The sequence below is a fragment of the Streptomyces montanus genome (assembly GCF_005786655.1).
Lineage (GTDB): Bacteria > Actinomycetota > Actinomycetes > Streptomycetales > Streptomycetaceae > Streptomyces > Streptomyces sporangiiformans.
This window is the reverse complement of the sequence record NZ_VBZC01000033.1, coordinates 81,094-98,474: the sequence shown is the minus strand read 5'-3', so window position 1 is coordinate 98,474 and position 17,381 is coordinate 81,094. Positions and strand designations below refer to the sequence as shown.

The 17,381-nt window shown below is 70.6% G+C and carries 12 protein-coding genes, 1 tRNA gene and 1 pseudogene; 8 read left to right on the top strand and 6 right to left on the bottom strand.

Features of this window, described 5'->3' with window-relative positions; genetic code table 11:
- Positions 1–71: 71 nt before the first annotated feature.
- Entirely contained in the window at positions 72–2,363 is a 2,292-nt protein-coding gene (locus FE633_RS27695; protein ID WP_138047909.1) for a S9 family peptidase, read from the top strand.
- Between the two features lie 79 nt (positions 2,364–2,442).
- Here FE633_RS27695 and FE633_RS27690 read toward each other — a convergent pair whose 3' ends face one another.
- Both FE633_RS27690 and FE633_RS27685 read right to left on the bottom strand, forming a co-directional pair.
- Entirely contained in the window at positions 2,443–5,427 is a 2,985-nt protein-coding gene (locus tag FE633_RS27690) for an AfsR/SARP family transcriptional regulator (RefSeq protein WP_138047908.1), read from the bottom strand.
- 381 nt (positions 5,428–5,808) lie between these two features.
- Positions 5,809–6,135 carry a hypothetical protein gene (locus FE633_RS27685; RefSeq protein ID WP_138047907.1) on the bottom strand — a complete coding sequence of 109 codons (327 nt, stop codon included), beginning with the start codon at positions 6,133–6,135 and terminating at the stop codon, positions 5,809–5,811.
- Between the two features lie 276 nt (positions 6,136–6,411).
- On the opposite strand from FE633_RS27685, the gene FE633_RS27680 reads away from it, so the two are divergent.
- The 3 genes from FE633_RS27680 (at position 6,412) to FE633_RS27670 (ending at position 9,096) form a co-directional block, all read left to right on the top strand.
- On the top strand, positions 6,412–7,305 hold the full coding sequence (locus tag FE633_RS27680) for a 4'-phosphopantetheinyl transferase family protein (protein ID WP_138047906.1): 894 nt from the start codon (positions 6,412–6,414) through the stop codon (positions 7,303–7,305).
- A gap of 157 nt (positions 7,306–7,462) precedes the next feature.
- Positions 7,463–7,786, top strand: coding sequence for a 2Fe-2S iron-sulfur cluster-binding protein (locus tag FE633_RS27675; RefSeq protein WP_138047905.1), 324 nt, complete (start codon positions 7,463–7,465; stop codon positions 7,784–7,786).
- A complete protein-coding gene (locus tag FE633_RS27670; protein WP_138047904.1) occupies positions 7,786–9,096 on the top strand; it encodes an NAD(P)/FAD-dependent oxidoreductase in 1,311 nt (436 codons plus the stop codon). The genes FE633_RS27675 and FE633_RS27670 overlap by 1 nt, the downstream gene beginning before the upstream one ends.
- Before the next feature lie 196 nt (positions 9,097–9,292).
- Here the strand turns inward: FE633_RS27670 and FE633_RS27665 are convergent.
- A pseudogene (locus tag FE633_RS27665) lies at positions 9,293–9,424 on the bottom strand (IS701 family transposase); the annotation flags it as partial.
- A 238-nt stretch (positions 9,425–9,662) separates the two neighbouring features.
- Between FE633_RS27665 and FE633_RS27660 the strand changes: the two are divergent.
- Positions 9,663–11,189: a hypothetical protein gene (locus tag FE633_RS27660; RefSeq protein ID WP_138047903.1), complete on the top strand. Its 1,527-nt coding sequence runs from the start codon at positions 9,663–9,665 to the stop codon at positions 11,187–11,189.
- 102 nt (positions 11,190–11,291) lie between these two features.
- Here the strand turns inward: FE633_RS27660 and FE633_RS27655 are convergent.
- A tRNA-Thr gene (locus FE633_RS27655) sits at positions 11,292–11,365 on the bottom strand.
- Positions 11,366–11,620: 255 nt separating this feature from the next.
- Between FE633_RS27655 and FE633_RS27650 the strand changes: the two genes are divergently transcribed.
- The 3 genes from FE633_RS27650 to FE633_RS27640 all read left to right on the top strand — a co-directional run bounded on the left by FE633_RS27650 (position 11,621) and on the right by FE633_RS27640 (position 14,312).
- A complete protein-coding gene (locus FE633_RS27650; RefSeq protein ID WP_138047902.1) occupies positions 11,621–12,757 on the top strand; it encodes an ABC transporter ATP-binding protein in 1,137 nt (378 codons plus the stop codon).
- 226 nt (positions 12,758–12,983) lie between these two features.
- Positions 12,984–13,466, top strand: coding sequence for a hypothetical protein (locus tag FE633_RS27645; RefSeq protein ID WP_138047901.1), 483 nt, complete (start codon positions 12,984–12,986; stop codon positions 13,464–13,466).
- A 114-nt stretch (positions 13,467–13,580) separates the two neighbouring features.
- Positions 13,581–14,312, top strand: coding sequence for a nucleotidyltransferase family protein (locus FE633_RS27640; RefSeq protein WP_138047900.1), 732 nt, complete (start codon positions 13,581–13,583; stop codon positions 14,310–14,312).
- A gap of 105 nt (positions 14,313–14,417) precedes the next feature.
- On the opposite strand, the gene FE633_RS27635 is transcribed toward FE633_RS27640, so the two are convergent.
- Entirely contained in the window at positions 14,418–16,298 is a 1,881-nt protein-coding gene (locus FE633_RS27635; RefSeq protein WP_246113855.1) for a DoxX family protein, read from the bottom strand.
- 137 nt (positions 16,299–16,435) lie between these two features.
- Positions 16,436–17,377 carry a 23S rRNA (guanosine(2251)-2'-O)-methyltransferase RlmB gene (gene rlmB, locus FE633_RS27630; RefSeq protein ID WP_138047899.1) on the bottom strand — a complete coding sequence of 314 codons (942 nt, stop codon included), beginning with the start codon at positions 17,375–17,377 and terminating at the stop codon, positions 16,436–16,438.
- Positions 17,378–17,381 lie beyond the last annotated feature (4 nt).

The window sequence follows — 17,381 nt, the reverse complement described above, 5'->3', positions numbered from 1 at the left end:
AAACACCGAGGAATTTCGCCGTTTCTCCCACGGCATCCCGGATTCAATATCCCCGAAGGAAGGGCATACCCATGCACAGGAATCCACTCGATGTGCAGGCCTATCGGACGGCGGAGCGGCTGCTGCGACACCACCGCAAGGAACTCGTCCTCGGTGACAAGGTGACGCCGCGGTGGATCGAGGACGGCGCCCGCTTCTGGTACACCGCGAACACGGCCGCCGGGAAGCGATACGTCCTCGTCGACCCGAAGGCGGGCACCCGGCAGGACGCGTTCGACCACGAACGTCTCGCGGTGGCGCTGGCGGCCGCGTCGGGACAGGACGTCGACGCGGCGGCACTGCCGCTCCCGGCGATCCAACCGACCGCCGACGCCGTCGAGTTCGATGCCTTCGGCGAGCACTGGCGGTGCCGTCTGACGGACTACGTGTGCGAGAAGGCCGAGGGCGACGCTCCCGGCAACCCGCTCGAGGCGGCCGCCCCGGACCGCAAGCACGCGGTCTACCGCGCCGGCCACGACCTGCGCGCCCGCTCCCTGGACGGGACCCGGGACTGGGCCCTGACGTCCGACGGCACCGAGGACCTGGACTACGGCGCCAACCCGGATTACCTCATGTACTCCACCCTGCTGACGAAGCTCGGGCTGCCGCACCTGCCGCCCGCCGTGGCCTGGTCCCCCGACTCGACACGGGTCCTGACCCACCGCACCGACCAGCGCGGCGTCCGGCGTACGCACCTGGTGCGGGCCGCGCCCGCCGACGGCGGCGACCCCACCCTGCTGTCCCCGCGCTTCCCCGTGCCCGGCGACGAGCGGATACCCCTCGCCGAGTTCGTCGTGCTCGACGTCACGACCGGCTCGGTCACCACCGCGCGGGCGGAGCCGGTGGCCATGTCGATGATGTCGCCGATCTTCCAGAAGTGGGCCTGGTGGGCCGAGGACGGCTCCGCCGTGTACTACCTGAGCCGGACCCGGGACGCGCACACCCTGAGCCTGCACCGGCTCGACCCGGCCTCCGGCGCCGTGCGGACCGTCCTGACCGAGACCGGCCCCACCCGGGTGGAGCCCGCCCAGCAGCAACTGCAGCCGCCCATGGTCAAGGTCCTGGCCGGCGGGAGCGAGGTGCTGTGGTACTCCCAGCGCGACGGCTGGGGCCACCTCTACCTGTTCGGTGCGGAGACCGGCGAACTGCTCGCCCAGGTGACCTCGGGCCCCTGGGGTGTGCAGGAGATCCTGCACGTCGACGAGCGGGAGCGCGTGGTCTACTTCCTCGCCTCCGGGCTCGTCGAGGAGGACCCCTACCGCCGGTCGGTGTGCCGGGCAGGCCTGGACGGCTCGGGATTCACCCGGCTCACCGACGACGACCTCGACCACGCCGTCACGGTCGCGCAGAACGGCGCGTACTTCATCGACTCGGCGTCCACGACCGGCACCGCACCGGTGATCACCGTGCGGGACTGGACCGGCCGCGTGCTCGTCGAGCTGGAGCGCGCCGACATCACACGCCTGGAGGAGGCCGGCTGGAGCCGGCCCGAACGGTTCCGGGTGACCTCCGCCGACGGCAAGACCGACATCTACGGACTTCTGTATCTCCCCCACGGTTTCGACCCCTCCCGGCGCTACCCCGTGCTCGACACTCCGTACGGCCTGCCGACAGCGAGCCGGGTGAGCCCGTCCTTCGACCCCGGCTACTACGGGTACGAGGCCGAGGCCCTGGCCGCGCTGGGCTTCGTCGTGATCGCCGTGGACGGCCAGGGCTCACCCGGTCGCGACAAGGCGTTCCACGACGCCTCGTACGGCAACCTGGGCGACGCCTGCGGCCTCACCGACCACGTCGCGGCGCTGCGCGAACTGGCCGCCACGCGGCCGTGGATGGACCTGGACCGCGTGGGCGTCACCGGCATGTCGTCGGGCGGGTACGCCGCCGCGCGGGCACTGCTGCGCCACCCGGACGTCTTCAGCGTCGGTGTCGCCGAGTCCGGCATGCACGACTTCCGGCATCTGGAGCCCGGCCTCGCCGAGGCGTACCACGGCCCGTTCGACGCGGAGGCGTACGCCGCCCTCTCCAACGCGGAGTCGGCGGACCGGCTCTCCGGGAAGCTCCTGCTGATCCACGGCGGCCTCGACGACCGGGTCCCTCCCCAGGTGACCCTGCGGCTCGCCGAGCGGCTGATCGCCCACGGCAAGGACTTCGAGCTGGTCGTGGTCCCGGACGCCGACCACATCTACTTCGGCTACGAGCACTACGTGACCCAGCGCAAGTGGGACTTCCTGGTCCGCCACCTGCTGAACGCCGAACCGCCCGCGGACTACCGGCTCCCGCCGGTTCCGATCGACATGGAGGCGCTGGCGGAACTCTTCGGGTAAGCCTCCCGCGGTAAGAAAAGTGCCCGTGCCCCGGATGCCCTCCAGGTCACGGGCACTCTGCGCGTCCACGCGCCAACGGTCAGCCCACCAGGGCGCCCAGCGCCTGCTCCGCCCGCTGCTCCAAAGCCGACGCCCCGACCACGGCGAACTTCTCCTGGGCGGCGCGCAGATGGCGGCGAGCCGCCTCCACCCGCCCCAGCCGGCTGCTCACATCGCCCAGCACCAGGCTGATCTGACCGGCCACCAGCGGGATCCTGCAGTCCTCCGCTATGTCCAGTGCGTCCGCCAGCGTCGTCTCGGCCGCCTCCGCGTCGCCCTTGCCGAGGCGGGTCTCACCGAGCCCGAGCAGCGCGTGCGCGAGGCCGATCATGTCGGACTTCTCCTTGACGATCCGCACCGCGCGCAGGAACGCCTCCTCGGCCGCCGGCAGCTGTCCCAGGGCGAGGTGGACCCGGCCGAGCCGGTGCACCGCCTGGGCCAGGACGCGTGTGCTGTCCGTGTCCCGCTCCGCGATCCGCACCGCGTCCACGGCGAACTGCATCGCCGACTCCGGCCGCCCCCGGTCGAGTTCGGTCTCCGCCATGTTGTGCAGGGTGTGCGCCTCGCAGTAGCGGTCGCCGACGTCGCGGAATATGGGCAGGGCCTCCGAGAAGCGCTCCATGGCGCTGTCCAGCTCGCCCCGCATGCGTTCGCTCGTACCGATGGACCGCATGGCCATCGCCTTGCCGTGGTCCTCCTGAGCCTCCTCGTAGAGGCGCAGCGCCTCCTCGAAGTGCTCGATGCCGGTTTCCAGCCTGCTGTGGCCCAGTTCGAGGGAGCCCAGGAGGTAGCGCATCGCCCCTTGGCCGCGCAGGTCGCCCGCCGCACGGGCCGCCTCCAGTGCGTCCTCGCAGCACCTGCGGCAGTCCTCGCTGTAGTTGCGGGTGCCGAAGAAGATCGACGCGCAGACCGTCAGATCCCAGGCGAGTTCGGCCTGCCCCATCCGGGCTGCCTGCCGCACCGAGGCCACCAGGGCGAGCCGCTCGGCCTCGTACCACTCCAGCGGCACGGCGAGCAGCTCGTCCAGAAGTCCCGAGTCGATCCTCCGCCGCTGGACACCGCTGTGCACCCCGGTGCCACTGCCGGCGTTCTCGCGCCGGTCGGCCTCCTCCGCGATGGTCAGGAAGGTACGCAGGAAACGGGTGGAGGCGGCCAGCCGGTCGGGCTCCGACTCCTCCTGCCGGGCCCGCTCGCGCGCGTACAGCCGCACCAGGCCGTGGAAGCGGTAGCGCAGCTGCCCGGTGGGGTCGATGCTGACCACCTCCAGGAACTGGGCGTCGACCAGGTCCTCGATGAGCCGCTCCGCGTCCAGCGCTTCCTTGTTGAGCAGCGCGGCACCGACCCAGGCCGTGAAGTCCGGTACGTCCAGCAGCCCGAGCCTGCGGAAGAGCCGGGCCGCCTCCTCGGGCAGATACCGGTAGCTCAGCGCGAGGCTGGCGCGGACCTGCGACTCGCCCTGGCTGAGCTCGTCCAGCCTGCGGCGTTCGTCGCTCAGTCGCGTCACCAGATAGCGCACCGTCCAGTGCGGCTTGGAGGCGAGCCGGGCGGCGGCGATCCGCAGGGCCAGCGGAAGCCGGTCGCACAGTTCGACCAGCCGGGCGGCATCGGCGCGGACGGTCGCGATCCGGCGCTCGCCCACGATCGCCGTGAGCAGCTCGACGGCCTCCGGCTCGGACAGCAGGCCCAGATGCACCCGGGCCTGCGACGGCCAGGTGACGAGCTCCTCCATCTGGTCCCGGCTGGTGACGAGCACACAGGACTGTCCGCCGCCGGGCAGCAGCGGGCGGACCTGCGCGTAGGTGCGCGCGTTGTCGAGGACGATCAGGACCCGGCGGTCGGTGAGCAGGCTCCGGTACAGCGAGACCCGCTCCTCCAGGTCGGTGGGCACCTGCTCACCGGGCACACCGAGGGAGCGCAGGAAACGGCTGAGGACGTCGTGGGCGGAGACGGGCTCGTGATGTTCGTCGTACCCGCGCAGGTCGGCGAAGAGCTGACCGTCCGGGAAGTGCTCCACCGCGCGGAAGGCCCAGCGCATGGCCAGACCGCTCTTGCCGATCCCGGCGGCGCCGGTGATCAGGCCGATCGTGGAGCCGCGGTCCTCGGCCTCCGAGGACACCAGGCTCTCCAGGGCGGCGAGTTCCTCCGTACGACCGGTGAAGGCCGGTACGTCGGGCGGCAGTTCGGACGGCACGGCGAGCGCCGGGGCCGGCGCCTGGGCCTGGGCCTGCTGGGCCGGACGGCGCTCCACGGTGGGCGCCACGGGAGCGAGCGAGGGGTCGTCGCGCAGGATCGCGTCGTGGAGTTCATTGAGGTCCGGGCCCGGCTCGATGCCGAGTTCGTCGATGAACTGGGTGCGGGCGTCCCGGTAGGTCTCCATCGCGTCGGCGCGTCGGCCCGAGCGGTACTGCGCGAGCATCAGATGGTGCCGGATGCGTTCGCGCAGCGGGTGCTCGCGCACCATGGCGGCCAGCTCCGGGATGAGTTCCTGGTGCTGGCCGAGTTCCAGGTGTACGAGGGTGGAGTCGTCGTAGGCGTTGAGCCGGTGTTCCTCCAGCCGGGCCGCCTCGTCCTCGATCAACTGCCCGCTCACTCCGGAGAAGGCGGGCCCCCGCCACAGGTCGAGCGCCTGGGCGTAGTTCTGCGCGGCCTCCGGAAGCCGGCCCTCCTTGGCGCACTGTTCGGCGGTTTGGACCAGGTCGGTGAAGTCCAGCGAATCGAAGCGGTGGCTCTCGGTGTTGAGCACATATCCCGGGTGGGAGGTGACGATGACGTCGTCGGTGGCGCCCGCGCTTTTGAAGATCTTCCGGAGTGCCGCGACGCATATCGCGACCTGAGTGCGTGAGGTGGGTGGCGGATTGCTGTTCCAGACCGTGTCCACCATCGTGTCGACCGGAACGACGCGACCGGGGGTGACCAACAGCAGGGCGAGGATGGCCCGTTGGCGCGCGCCGCCGAGCGGCACGCTCGCCTCGCCCGCGGTCACCGCGAGCGGTCCCAAGACCTTGAACCTGAGTTGTTCGCCCACCCCGGCTCCCCCCTGTCGAAGTCCCGACCTCCGGACGACAACCAATGTAGGTCACCAGGGGACCTGTTCCGGTCCGGAGCACTGGCCGTATGCGCAGGCAACAGCCGGTGAAAAGCGGGGAGTTGACGCGGAGGGTTATACGGGGAGTTGGCCGGGCCGTGTACCGCCGGGAAGAAGGGGCGGGTTTCTCGGACACTCCGGCGGAGAGCGGTCAGATCGGCGGGGGTTTGTGGATCACCCCTCGCGGCTCCGCTTCTCGGATGGAAATCGCCGGGTGGAGTCAGGACCGGTGCGCAGAAGAAGGTGCGCGGAAGAACGTACGAAGAAGAATCAGCGAGCTGGTGGGAGCGGTGCTCCCGGGGAGCGGCAGCGGACTGCGGCTCAGCCCCAGCCGCCCGGGTCCTGCATGGTGCTGAAGCCGGCGGTGGACGCGGACTTCGACGAACCCCAACCACCCGGGTCCTCCTGCACCGTGGCGGCCGACGAGCCCCAACCACCCGGGTCCTGCTGGGCGGTGGCGACCGCCGAACCCCAACCACCCGGGTCCTGCTGGGCGGCGGCGGTGACCTTGGACGAACCCCACCCGCCCGGGTCCTCGACGCCGGCGCCGAGCGTGCTCACGGCGGTACCGCCGACGGTGTAGAGGGCCGTTCCGGCGACGAGCGCGACGATGGCGGACTTGGCTGCGACAACCCACTTGGTGTTCATCTTGATTCAGTCCCTCTCGGCAGAAGCCCAGTTGCCTGAGCTGCGGTTTTTCCGTCTGCCAAGAAAGTTAGGGAGGCGCGCTTTCGGGCTGTTATCGCCTCAGCTTCGCCTGCCGGGCAGGCCTTTAACTGGCGGGCCGGGAAGCGATAACGGGCCCCTGGGGGAGGGTTTTCCACCCCCCGACAGCGGAGGATTTCCTGCTATCCCGGCACCTCGGCGGAGCGAAGACTCGGTAGGGCGGCAGAGGCTCTGCCGCGGTACGGAGGTGAAACCGCAATGACGCCATTCCCCGCAGCCGGCTCCGCGCCGGTTCTCGCCGGAGGCGCCGACGCACCGCAGATCGCCGCCGAGTGCCACATCTGGTCGCTGCCACCGCTGCCCCACCCGTCGTCCTGGTTCGGTCTGCTGGACAGCTCGGAGCTCCTGCGCTGCTCGTCCTTCGCCCATGAACTCGACCTGGCGCGCTTCGTCACGGGACGGATGCTCGCCAAGACCGCCCTGGCCTCGCTGGTGGGCACCAGCCCCGAGGCGATCCGCTTCCGCACACGGTGCACGGAGTGCGGCGGCCCCCACGGCAAGCCGCACGCGGTGGGCGCGGGTGCGGGATGGGAACTGTCCATCTCGCACTCGGGCGACATCGTGGCGGTGGCGATCGCCCTGGGCAGCCCGTTGGGCCTCGACGTCGAACAGGCCGAGCCCTGGAGCGGCCCCGAACTGCCGCCGGAGTACGAACTGGTCCTCACTCCCGTCGAGCGGGCGGCGGTCGAGGCGCTCCCCGAGGAGCGGCGCGCCCGTGCCTGCCTGACCTACTGGACGCGCAAGGAAGCGGTCCTGAAGGCCACGGGAGAGGGACTCAACACACCCATGACCGACTTCACGCTCTCCGGCCCGGAGGAACCACCCACCCTGCTGACCTGGCATCCACCGGACGCGACCCGCCCGGTCCCCGCGCTCGCCGACGTCAGGCTGGGCGAGGACTGCCACGGTGCGGTGGCCGCGCTGGGCGTCCGCTCCGTCCTGCCGACCGTCCACAGCAGCGCCGAACTGCTGCCCGCGGGACAGGCGGTGAAGAGGAGGCCGCACGCGCATCCCGTGCGGATCATCTCGACGGAGCGACCGCCACCAGGCAGCACCGGCCGGGCGAGGTCTCCAGCCGGCGCACCGCACTGACCGGACCGGCCCCGCGGAACGCCGTCCGGGCCCGGCGAACCCCGCCTGCCCCGGACACACCGCACCCCCGCGGGGCATCCCCCGACCCGCACCCACCCATCCACCGTCTTCGCCGCCCCATCAACCGTCTTCGCAGACCCTCCCCGAGGAGTCCCCCATGCCCAAGATCACCTACGTCGCCGCCGACCGGGCCGAGCAGACGCTCGACCTCCCTCTGGGCACCACCGTCATGCGCGGCGCCCTCACCAACGACGTCGACGGCATCGTCGGCCAGTGCGGCGGCTACGCCCAGTGCGGCACCTGCCATGTCTTCGTCGACCCCGACAGCCTCGACAAGCCAGGGGCGATGGAGCCGGACGAGGACGACATGCTGGACTTCACGGCCTGCCCGCGCGAACCCAACAGCCGGCTGAGCTGCCAGCTCGAAGTCACCGAAGCCCTCGACGGCCTGATCGTCCACCTCCCCGAACGGCAGACGTGATGAGTACGCGAGAAGAGGCCGGGCACGTCGTCGTCATCGGCGCCGGGCAGGCCGGCCAACAGACCGCGGTGTCCCTGCGCGAGGGCGGCCACTCGGGCCGTATCACCCTCATCGGCGACGAGGGCGTCCTCCCGTACGAACGCCCGCCGCTGTCCAAGGCGTACCTCAAGGGGGACGCGGACGAGAGCCGGCTGTGGCTGAGGCCCGAGACGTTCTACGAGCGCCATGCGATCGAGCGGGTCACGGGCACCGCGGTCGCCGTCGACCGGGCGGCGCGGACCGTGCGCCTCGACGACGGCACCGTCCACGACTACGGCCACCTGGTCCTGGCGACCGGGGCCCTGCCACGGGCCCTGCCGGTACCCGGCTCCGGCCTGCGCGGCGTACGGACCCTGCGCACGCTCGCGGACGCCGAGAGCCTCAAAAAGGACCTCGCCGGCGCCGCGCACGTGGTCGTCGTCGGCGCCGGGTTCATCGGCCTCGAATTCGCCGCCGCGGCCCACGACCTGGGACACGAGGCGACAGTCGTGGAGGCACTCGGGCGACCCCTGGCCCGAGTCGCCTCGGCACCGACGGCCGAGCACTTCACCCGCCTGCACGAGCAGCACGGCAACGAACTGCACTTCGGGCAGGGCATCGCCCGCTTCCACGGCGACAGCGACAGCGGCGGCGGCGAAGGGCGGGTGGCCGCGGTGGAACTGACCGACGGCCGCCGGCTGCCGGCGGACCTCGTGCTGGTCGGTGTCGGAGTGACCCCGTGCACGGAACTGGCCGAGGCTGCCGGGCTGCGAGTCGCCGGAGGGATCGTCACCGATTCCCGGCTGCTGACGAGCGATCCTCATATTTCAGCGGTCGGCGACTGCGCGGCGTTCCCCCATGCGCGCTCGGGCAGGCGCCTGCGGCTCGAGTCGGTACAGAACGCCGTCGACCACGGCCGTCTGGTCGCCGACCGGCTCACCGGCACCACCAGGACGTACGACGAACTGCCCTGGTTCTGGAGCACCCAGTTCACGACGACCCTGCAGATCGCGGGGCTCGGTCACGACCACGACACCCAGGTGGTCCTGAACGGGGATTCCGGAGGTTCCGGAAACTCCGGAGCCTTCTCCGTCCTGCTCTTCCGCGGGGACGATCTTCTCGCGGTCGAGTCCGTCAACCGCTCCGCCGACCACATGGCGGCGCGCAGGATCCTCGGCAGCGGCATCCCGCTGACCCGCCGGGAGGCGTCCGCCGCCGGCTTCACCCTCAAGGGACATCTCAAGGAGCACCTCGGGGCACGGTCGGGCAGGCCTGTGCCAGTGGCGGTGTGAGGGGCGGAACATGCCCCGCGCGTGAGGAGCGTCCGCGATCCATCCTCCGCGGACCCCCGAAAGCCCCCGAGCCGAGGGAACCGGCCCCGACCGGGCCGACCCGACCGGCACGCGGATGCGCGACGGCGCCCGACCGGCGCCGACGCATCCGCGGCACAACGTTCGTTCCTGCTGGTGGGACCCTTGAATACCCCTGTTCGCTGCTCCACTCCACGATCGTCCAGCGGTTCTTGCGCGGCAGGTCCGACAGCAGCCCCAGCACCAACCGCCCGGCCCGCAGTCTCGGTTCGACCCGGGCGAACCGGCCCGCGATACGGCCGTGCGGCAGCCGACGGTACGTGACTGCGGGTGACCCCCCGTTCAGCGGACAGCGTCGAGCGCCGCCGCGTGGGGCGTGTCACCGTGATTGCGTAAACCGCGCCCGCCCAGGTTTCCACGCCGGGGATATCTCGCGGAACGGAGCCGAGATGAGGAACACGACGCACGCCCGCGTAGATGCGCGAAACAGGCACCCGCGCCGGTCGGAGCGCGATTGGAGAAGAGCCCTTGCCGCGGCAGGGACCGCCTTGGCGCTCGGCGCGGCCGGGACCTTGACGACAGCATGCGGTCCGACGGCGACAGGGGCATCGAGGCAAGAAGACGCACCCGAAGAACTCCGCGATCGCCTCGCCGCCACGGAACAGCCACTGCGGGGCAACGAGGCACAGCGCGCCTTCCAGGACGTCGCCGATGCCATGGCCGACGCCCGGGACGCGGGAATGGAGCCGCAGGAAATGCTCGGGGAGGTGCTCGCCTCACACGCCCGCCAGTGGAAAAGGCGTGACGGCATGGAAGCATTCCTCGAGAACAATGCCGAGTTGAACGGTCACTCGGTGACGGTGCAGGCTCCCTCGAGGAAGGGAAACCAGGGTGCCGGCGGGCGACAGGCAGTCGGAGGAGATCCGGGGGCCGCCCCGAATGCCCCGGCCCAGGCCCAGGCCCAGCCCACGGTGACGACCTTCTTCACCAACGGCGTCCTTAACAACAGCGTCCTGGATCTGCCCCAGGCCGGGACCGCGCTGGGCGACGCCCTGGTGCAGCAGATCACCACCGTGTACAACCGCAGCGCCGTGGACCCCGTAGGAAGCGTGCGCGCCGGTATGGCCGCGGCCCAGACTCCGGACGTCAAGAAGGACAAGCCTCAAGAGGTGGTCGACCTGATCGACTCCCTGACCCATCCACTCGCAGTGCCTGACCTGATGGTCACGGTGACGGCCGCCGGAGATGCTCTGAAGAATTCCATGCCAGGGCTGGTGAACAGGTGGGCCTCGCCGGAAGCCGCCAGGAAGAGCCCCGCGTACGGCGAGCTGAAGAAGCAGGTGCGCACCGAACTGAACGCCGGCAACCGAGTCGTTCTGGTCGCCCACAGCGACGGTTGTTTCATCATTCGGCAGGTCAAGCGAGATCTGGATGCGGATGTATCGGCCAAACGCCCCGGCCCCTCTCCCATCGGAGCGATCTACATCGCACCGCCCTTCAAGGATGAGGATCCCACCACTCTGAACACCGACGACAGCCGCTACATCCTGCTCCCCAACGACATCATCAACAGCATCAACAACGACTCACTTGACCCCACCGCCAAAGCGACGCCACCGCAGCCCGAGCTGAACCCCCTGGCCATCCACTTCATCAACAATTACCTGCAGAAGGGCTCGAAAACCCGCCAGCAGATCATCGACGGCCACAACGGCGTCACCAGCTACATCTGCAAGTCGCCTGCCGTGGGCGGCCTGAAGCGCCGGCCCGGCCAGGAGCCGGAGTGCGAAGAGCCGCCGCGCGGTGAAACGACTCCCGGCACCCAGCGGCCTACCGAAACCGCACCCGAGGAGACACCCGGCGAGACATCGGAGCGGCCCGAACTGACTCCCGAGGAGACACCCGAGGAGACACCCGGGGAGCAAACGCCCGGCACGCAGACGCCCGAAGAGCCCCCGGCGGATACCCCCGGCGAGCAGACACCCCACGAACCCCCCGTCTCCCCGCCGGAACACACCCCCGCACCGCAGCACGTGCCGGGCCTTCCCGGAGCAGCCAGGCGAACCGTCCGGTAGTTCGTGCGAAAGCGGCACTGCCGTCAGGTTCTGCCGTCAGGTTCTGCCGTCAACGCCCTCACGATCCAAGATCGTGAGGGCGTTTTCCCAGGTAGAGCACAGAGCCCCCTGTCGGATTCGAACCGACGACCTTCGCTTTACAAGAGCGGCGCTCTGACCAGCTGAGCTAAGGAGGCGGGTGGGCATGCGTGCCAGCAGCCCGTGCACGCGTGCGTGCCCGTGCAGTGTACCCACGTCACCGGTGGGCCCCGTCGAAAATTTCCGCGAAGTTCACAGCCTCCCACCTACTGACAGAACGAGTGAACCCCGGGTACCGTCCTGACCCAGTTCACCTATGTGGACTACACCACCACGGAACCGCCCGTGGTGGCACACCACCTTTACAACGGATCGTCCGGCACGTTCCTGCCGGTGAAGGGGGCCCATTCACCATGGCCACTGTCTCGTTCGACAAGGCGACCCGGATCTACCCGGGCACCGAGAAGCCCGCCGTCGATGGTCTCGAAATCGAGATCGAGGACGGCGAATTCCTTGTTCTGGTCGGTCCGTCCGGCTGCGGCAAGTCCACCTCGCTCCGCATGCTGGCGGGGCTCGAGGACGTGAACTCCGGCTCCATCCGCATCGGTGACCGCGATGTCACGCACCTGCCGCCGAAGGACCGGGACATCGCCATGGTGTTCCAGAACTACGCGCTGTACCCGCACATGACGGTCGCCGACAACATGGGCTTCGCGCTCAAGATCGCGGGCGTCAACAAGGCGGAGATCCGGCAGAAGGTCGAGGACGCGGCGAAGATCCTCGACCTGACCGACTACCTGGCCCGCAAGCCCAAGGCTCTCTCCGGTGGCCAGCGGCAGCGTGTCGCGATGGGTCGCGCCATCGTGCGTGAGCCGCAGGTCTTCCTCATGGACGAGCCGCTGTCGAACCTCGACGCCAAGCTCCGTGTCTCCACGCGTACGCAGATCGCGTCGCTGCAGCGCCGCCTCGGCATCACCACCGTGTACGTGACCCACGACCAGGTCGAGGCCATGACCATGGGCGACCGGGTGGCCGTACTCAAGGACGGTCTGCTGCAGCAGGTCGACACGCCGCGCAACATGTACGACCGGCCGGCGAACCTGTTCGTCGCCGGGTTCATCGGCTCCCCGGCCATGAACCTCGTCGAGGTCCCGATCACGGACGGCGGCGTGAAGTTCGGCAACAGCGTGGTGCCGGTCAACCGGGACGCGCTCAAGGCCGCCTCCGACAAGGGTGACCGGACCGTCACCGTCGGTGTCCGCCCCGAGCACTTCGACATCGTCGAGCAGAACGGCGGCGCCGCGCAGGCCCTCTCCAAGGAGACCGAGGACGCCCCGGCGGGCCTCGCCGTGTCGGTCAACGTCGTCGAGGAGCTGGGCGCCGACGGCTACGTCTACGGCAGCGCCAAGGTCGGCGACGACCTCAAGGACCTGGTCGTCCGCGTCAGCGGCCGCGCGGTCCCGGAGAAGGGCGCCACGCTCCACGTGGTGCCGCGTCCGGGCGAGACCCACGTCTTCTCGACGTCCACCGGTGAGCGCCTCTCCGACTGAGATTTCGACTGAGACGATGACACCCCATAGCGGGTGAAATCATCCAGGTTGACGAAAAGGGCCCCGCAGTCCACTGCGGGGCCCTTTGCCTTGTCGACAAATACCCCGGCATACCGGCCATTTCGATCCACGTACGTCAACCTCGTGCCATGAATCGGGGGTCAGTCGTCCCCCGAATTGATTACCAAATGTAGCCAAATCACCACCCCGCGCTACCCTCACTCGCGTGAAGCACTCCACTAACCCATCGACACGACACAGTCGTGGCACCGCCGGCCGACCGGCGCGGCGCGGCCGCGGCCCGGCCCGCCGGATCGGCCGCACCCTCGCCCTTGTTCTGCCCGTCGTCCTGGTGCTCTCCGGGACTCTCGCGGTCGCCCGGGTCAACTGGTCGGGGAACGAGCCCTCGGCCTCGGTACTCGCCGCCTCCGCCCAGGACGCCTCCCTGCCCGCCACGTCCCGCGCCCCGCAGGAGGTGCTGCGCGACAAGCTCCTGATGGAGCTCCAGGAGGAGGACCCCGCGGTGGCGCTCACACACCTCCAGGAGGCGGTGAACGGCCGTCCGTCCCTCGCCAGGCACTGCGCCTCCATCGCCCGCACGCTGGGCCGCGCCGCCGTCCGCGTGTACGGCCCGTCCCGCGCGCAGTCGTACGCACGCCCCGTCTGCGACACATCCTTCGCCACGGGCGTCGCCGCCCAGACGCCCTGAACACCGGGCCGCACAGCCGGGCGGCCACACAGCCGAGCAGCCGCACCGCGGGGTCGTACGGACGCAGCGATGATCCCCGCGATGCGCGAGCGGGGCGCCGCGTACAGTTTCGTCATGACAGATCCGAACGTCGCGTCGCGCCCCGTTCAAGCCGTTGTCCTGGCCGGCGGCCAGGGCTCCCGGCTGCGCCCCTACACCGACGACCGGCCCAAGCCGATGGTCGAGATTCCCGGCACCGGGACCCCGATCATCGGCCATCAGCTGGCCTGGCTCGCCGGGGAGGGCGTGACGGACGTCGTCGTCTCGTGCGGCCATCTCGCCGAGGTCCTCCAACGGTGGCTGGAGTCGACCGAGTTCCCCATCCGCGTCACCACCGTGGTCGAGACGGAGCCTCTGGGCCGCGGCGGGGGCCTCAAGTTCGCCGCCAAGCATCTCCCGCACCCCGACCGCCCTTGGTACGCGACGAACGGCGACATCTGGACCCGTTTCCCGCTGCGCGACATGTCGGACTTCCACACCGAGCGTGACGCGGTGGCGACCCTGGCACTGGCTCGCCCGCGGATCCCCTGGGGTGCCGTCGAGACCGACGACTTCGGTCACATCACGGACTTCATCGAGGCACCGCCGACGTCGTACCAGGTCAACGCGGGCGTCTACGTCTTCACTCCCGAGTTCACCGAGCTGCTCCCCGAACGCGGCGACCACGAGCGCACCACGTTCCCACGGCTGGCCCGCGAACGCCGCCTGGCCGGCTATCCGCTCCCGCAGGGCTCGTACTGGCGCGCCATCGACACGGCGAAGGACCTCACGGAGGCGGCGAAGGAGCTGGCGGCGCTGGGTCGTTGACCCTCGGCCTCCTCACGGCACGTCGATGGGGCCCCGCACTTCACGAGTGCGGGGCCCCATCGACGTGCCGAACCAAGTACGGAACCAAGTACGGGACCAAGGGTGTTACCCGAGCAGGCCACCCACCAGCCGGTCCGAGTTGCCGCCGCCCGAGCCGCCGCTCGAACCGGTGCCACCGGAGCCGCTGCCGCCACCCGAGCCACCGGAGGAACCCGTGCCGCCCGTACTGGCTCCGCCCGAGGAGGACGGGCCCGCACTGGTGCTCGGCGCCTGCGGTGCGGCCGACTGCCGAGGCGGGACCTGCCCGGTGCCCTGGGTCTCGCTGGGCCGGCCCGCGTCGGTACCGGCGGTGGCGGACTCACGGGCCGCACCCGGGCTGCTCGCGGCACCGCCCGAGGGACTTGCCGAAGTCCCGCCTTGCGTGGGCGAGTCGGCCGCCGAAGGGCTCTGGCCGTCACGGCGCTTGCGGGGCTCGTCGGGGAGCGGGGAGCCGGGGAGTTCGTTGCGCGGGGCCTCGCCCGGTCCGGGGACGACCACGCGGTCGGCGTCGCGGACGGCGCCGCCGAGCAACGAGCCGGTGAGCAGCGTGAGTCCGACGACCACGGTCGCGACGAAGCCGCCCCGGCGCAGTACGCGACGGCGCAACTCCCAGATCCCGGCGCGTGGCCCGAGGGAGCGCCAGGCCTCCCCGCTGAGCCGGCTGTCGACGGAGTAGACGGGGGCACCCGCGATGATCAGCGGCGACCAGGCGGCGAGGTAGATGATGTCGGGCGCGTCGTAGACGGGGACGGTCTTCCAGCTGACGGTGAGGATGAGCGCGGCCGACAGCATCGCGCCGACGACGGCGGCGACCCGCTGCCACAGGCCCAGGACGGTGAGGACGCCGACGATCACCTGGAAGAAGGCGATGAGGAGTCCGGAGCCGACGGGGTGCTCCAGCGCGAACTGGCGCATTGGCTCGGCCAGTTCCCACGGGTGCAGCGAGTTCAGCCACTTGACCATGGAGCCGCGCTCCCCGCCGTCGAAGTAGACGGGGTCGCAGAGCTTGCCCATGCCGGCGTAGATGGAGATGCAGCCAAGGAAGACGCGCAGGGGGAGCAGGACGACGCCGAGGTTCAGACGGCGGTCGGGGTAGTACGCGTGCCGCACGGAACCGGCGCGGTGCGCCCTGAGCCGGGTGTCGCGGCCGGACCCGGCCTGGTCGCCGCTGTCCTCCCCGTCCTTGGCCCCATCCCCGTCCCCGTACCCGTACCCGTACTCCTGCCCGTCCCTCTCCCCGTCCTCGTACGAGTCACCCGCGAACTCGCCCTGCGCGTACGGAGTTTCCTCCATCTCCTCGTACGCGCTGCCCGCCCTGCGCATCTGGGGCAGCAGGGGGGTCATGGGGTCGCGAGGGCCGCCGACCCTGGGGGTCGGGAGGGTGGCGTCGGCGTCGTATCCGCCGTCGGCCCCGTATGTGTCGTCGGCCCCGTATGTTCCGCCTGAGCCGTATGCGCCGCCGCCGGCGTCGTACCTGTTGTCGTCGCCGTATCCGCGCGAACTGTAGCCGCCCGAGCCGTAACTGCCGTATCCGCCGGAGCCGTCGACGCCGATGCGCGGGATGACCTGGGTCGCGCCCGCGTCGCCCATCGGGTCCTCGGCGCCGTAGGGCACGCTGGTGCTCCGTACGGCCTGCAGCAGCCGGGTGGCGCCGGTGTCGTCGGGTGCGGATCTCCCGCTCCAGACGACGGGTGAGCGGCGGCGGGCGCCGACGGCCCTGCCGCCGACGGGGACGCGCGCGTTGTCCTGCGTGGAGTTCAAGTACCGTGCGGCGGGCGGGGACTGCGTGCGCGACGGAGTGTTGAGCTGCACACGGAAGCTCGCATGATTGACGATGACCTGCGCCGGATCGCTCGGCACCTTCACCATGCTCAGCGCGGGAGCGTCGTCGAAACCCAACGAGCGGTCCCCCGTGGGAGTGCGGGGTGTTCTGGTGTCCACACTCATCTAACCGAGTGACATGTCGTTAGGACACTGGTTTGGCCGGGCCGATCTGTCCGGACCGCGTCAAGATCACCCCGCCCGCCCACATTGCCCCAGGGGGAGGCCTTTTCGGACCACCCCCGAGCACGGGCAACGCGGACTCAGGCGCGGCGCCGCGCCGCCTCGTACAGCACAACTCCCGCCGCCACACCGGCATTCAGCGACTCCGCACCGCCCGGCATCGGAATCCGCACCCGGAAGTCGCAGGTCTCGCCCACGAGTCGGGACAGGCCCTTGCCCTCGCTGCCGACGACGATGGCGACGGGGCCCGCGAGGGCTTCGAGGTCGCCGAGTTCGATCTCGCCGTCGGCGGCCAGGCCGACGACGGCGATGCCCGCCTTCTTGTACGCCTCCAGGGCGCGCGTCAGGTTGGTGGCGCGCGCGACGGGCGTACGGGCGGCGGTGCCGGCCGAGGTCTTCCAGGCGCCCGCGGTCATGCCGGCGGCGCGACGCTCGGGTACGACGACGCCATGGCCGCCGAACGCGGTGACGGAGCGGACGACAGCGCCGAGGTTGCGCGGGTCCGTGACGCCGTCGAGCGCGACGATCAGCGGGTCCTGGCCCTCGTCGTACGCGGCGGCGGCGAGGTCCTCGGGGTGCGCGTACTCGTACGGCGGGACCTGGAGGACCAAGCCCTGGTGGTTGAGGCCGTTGGTCATACGGTCGAGTTCGGGGCGGGGGGCCTCCATGAGGTGGATGCCGCCGCGCTCACCGGCGAGCTGGAGCGCCTCGCGCACCCGCTCGTCGTTGTCGATGAACTGCTGGACGTAGAGCATGGTGGCGGGCACGCCCTCGCGCAGCGCCTCGACGACCGGGTTGCGGCCGACGACCATCTCGGACGCGGACCTGCCACCGCGGCCCTTGGGGCCGGGGCGCCCGGTCGCGCGGCGCACCTTGGCCTGCGCGGCGCGCTGCTTGGCGTGCCCCTTGCGCATCTCGGCGGGCGGCGTGGGGCCCTTGCCTTCCAGGCTCCGGCGCCGTTGGCCGCCACTGCCGACCTGCGCGCCCTTCTTGCCGGACATGCGACGGTTGTTCGCGGCCATGACC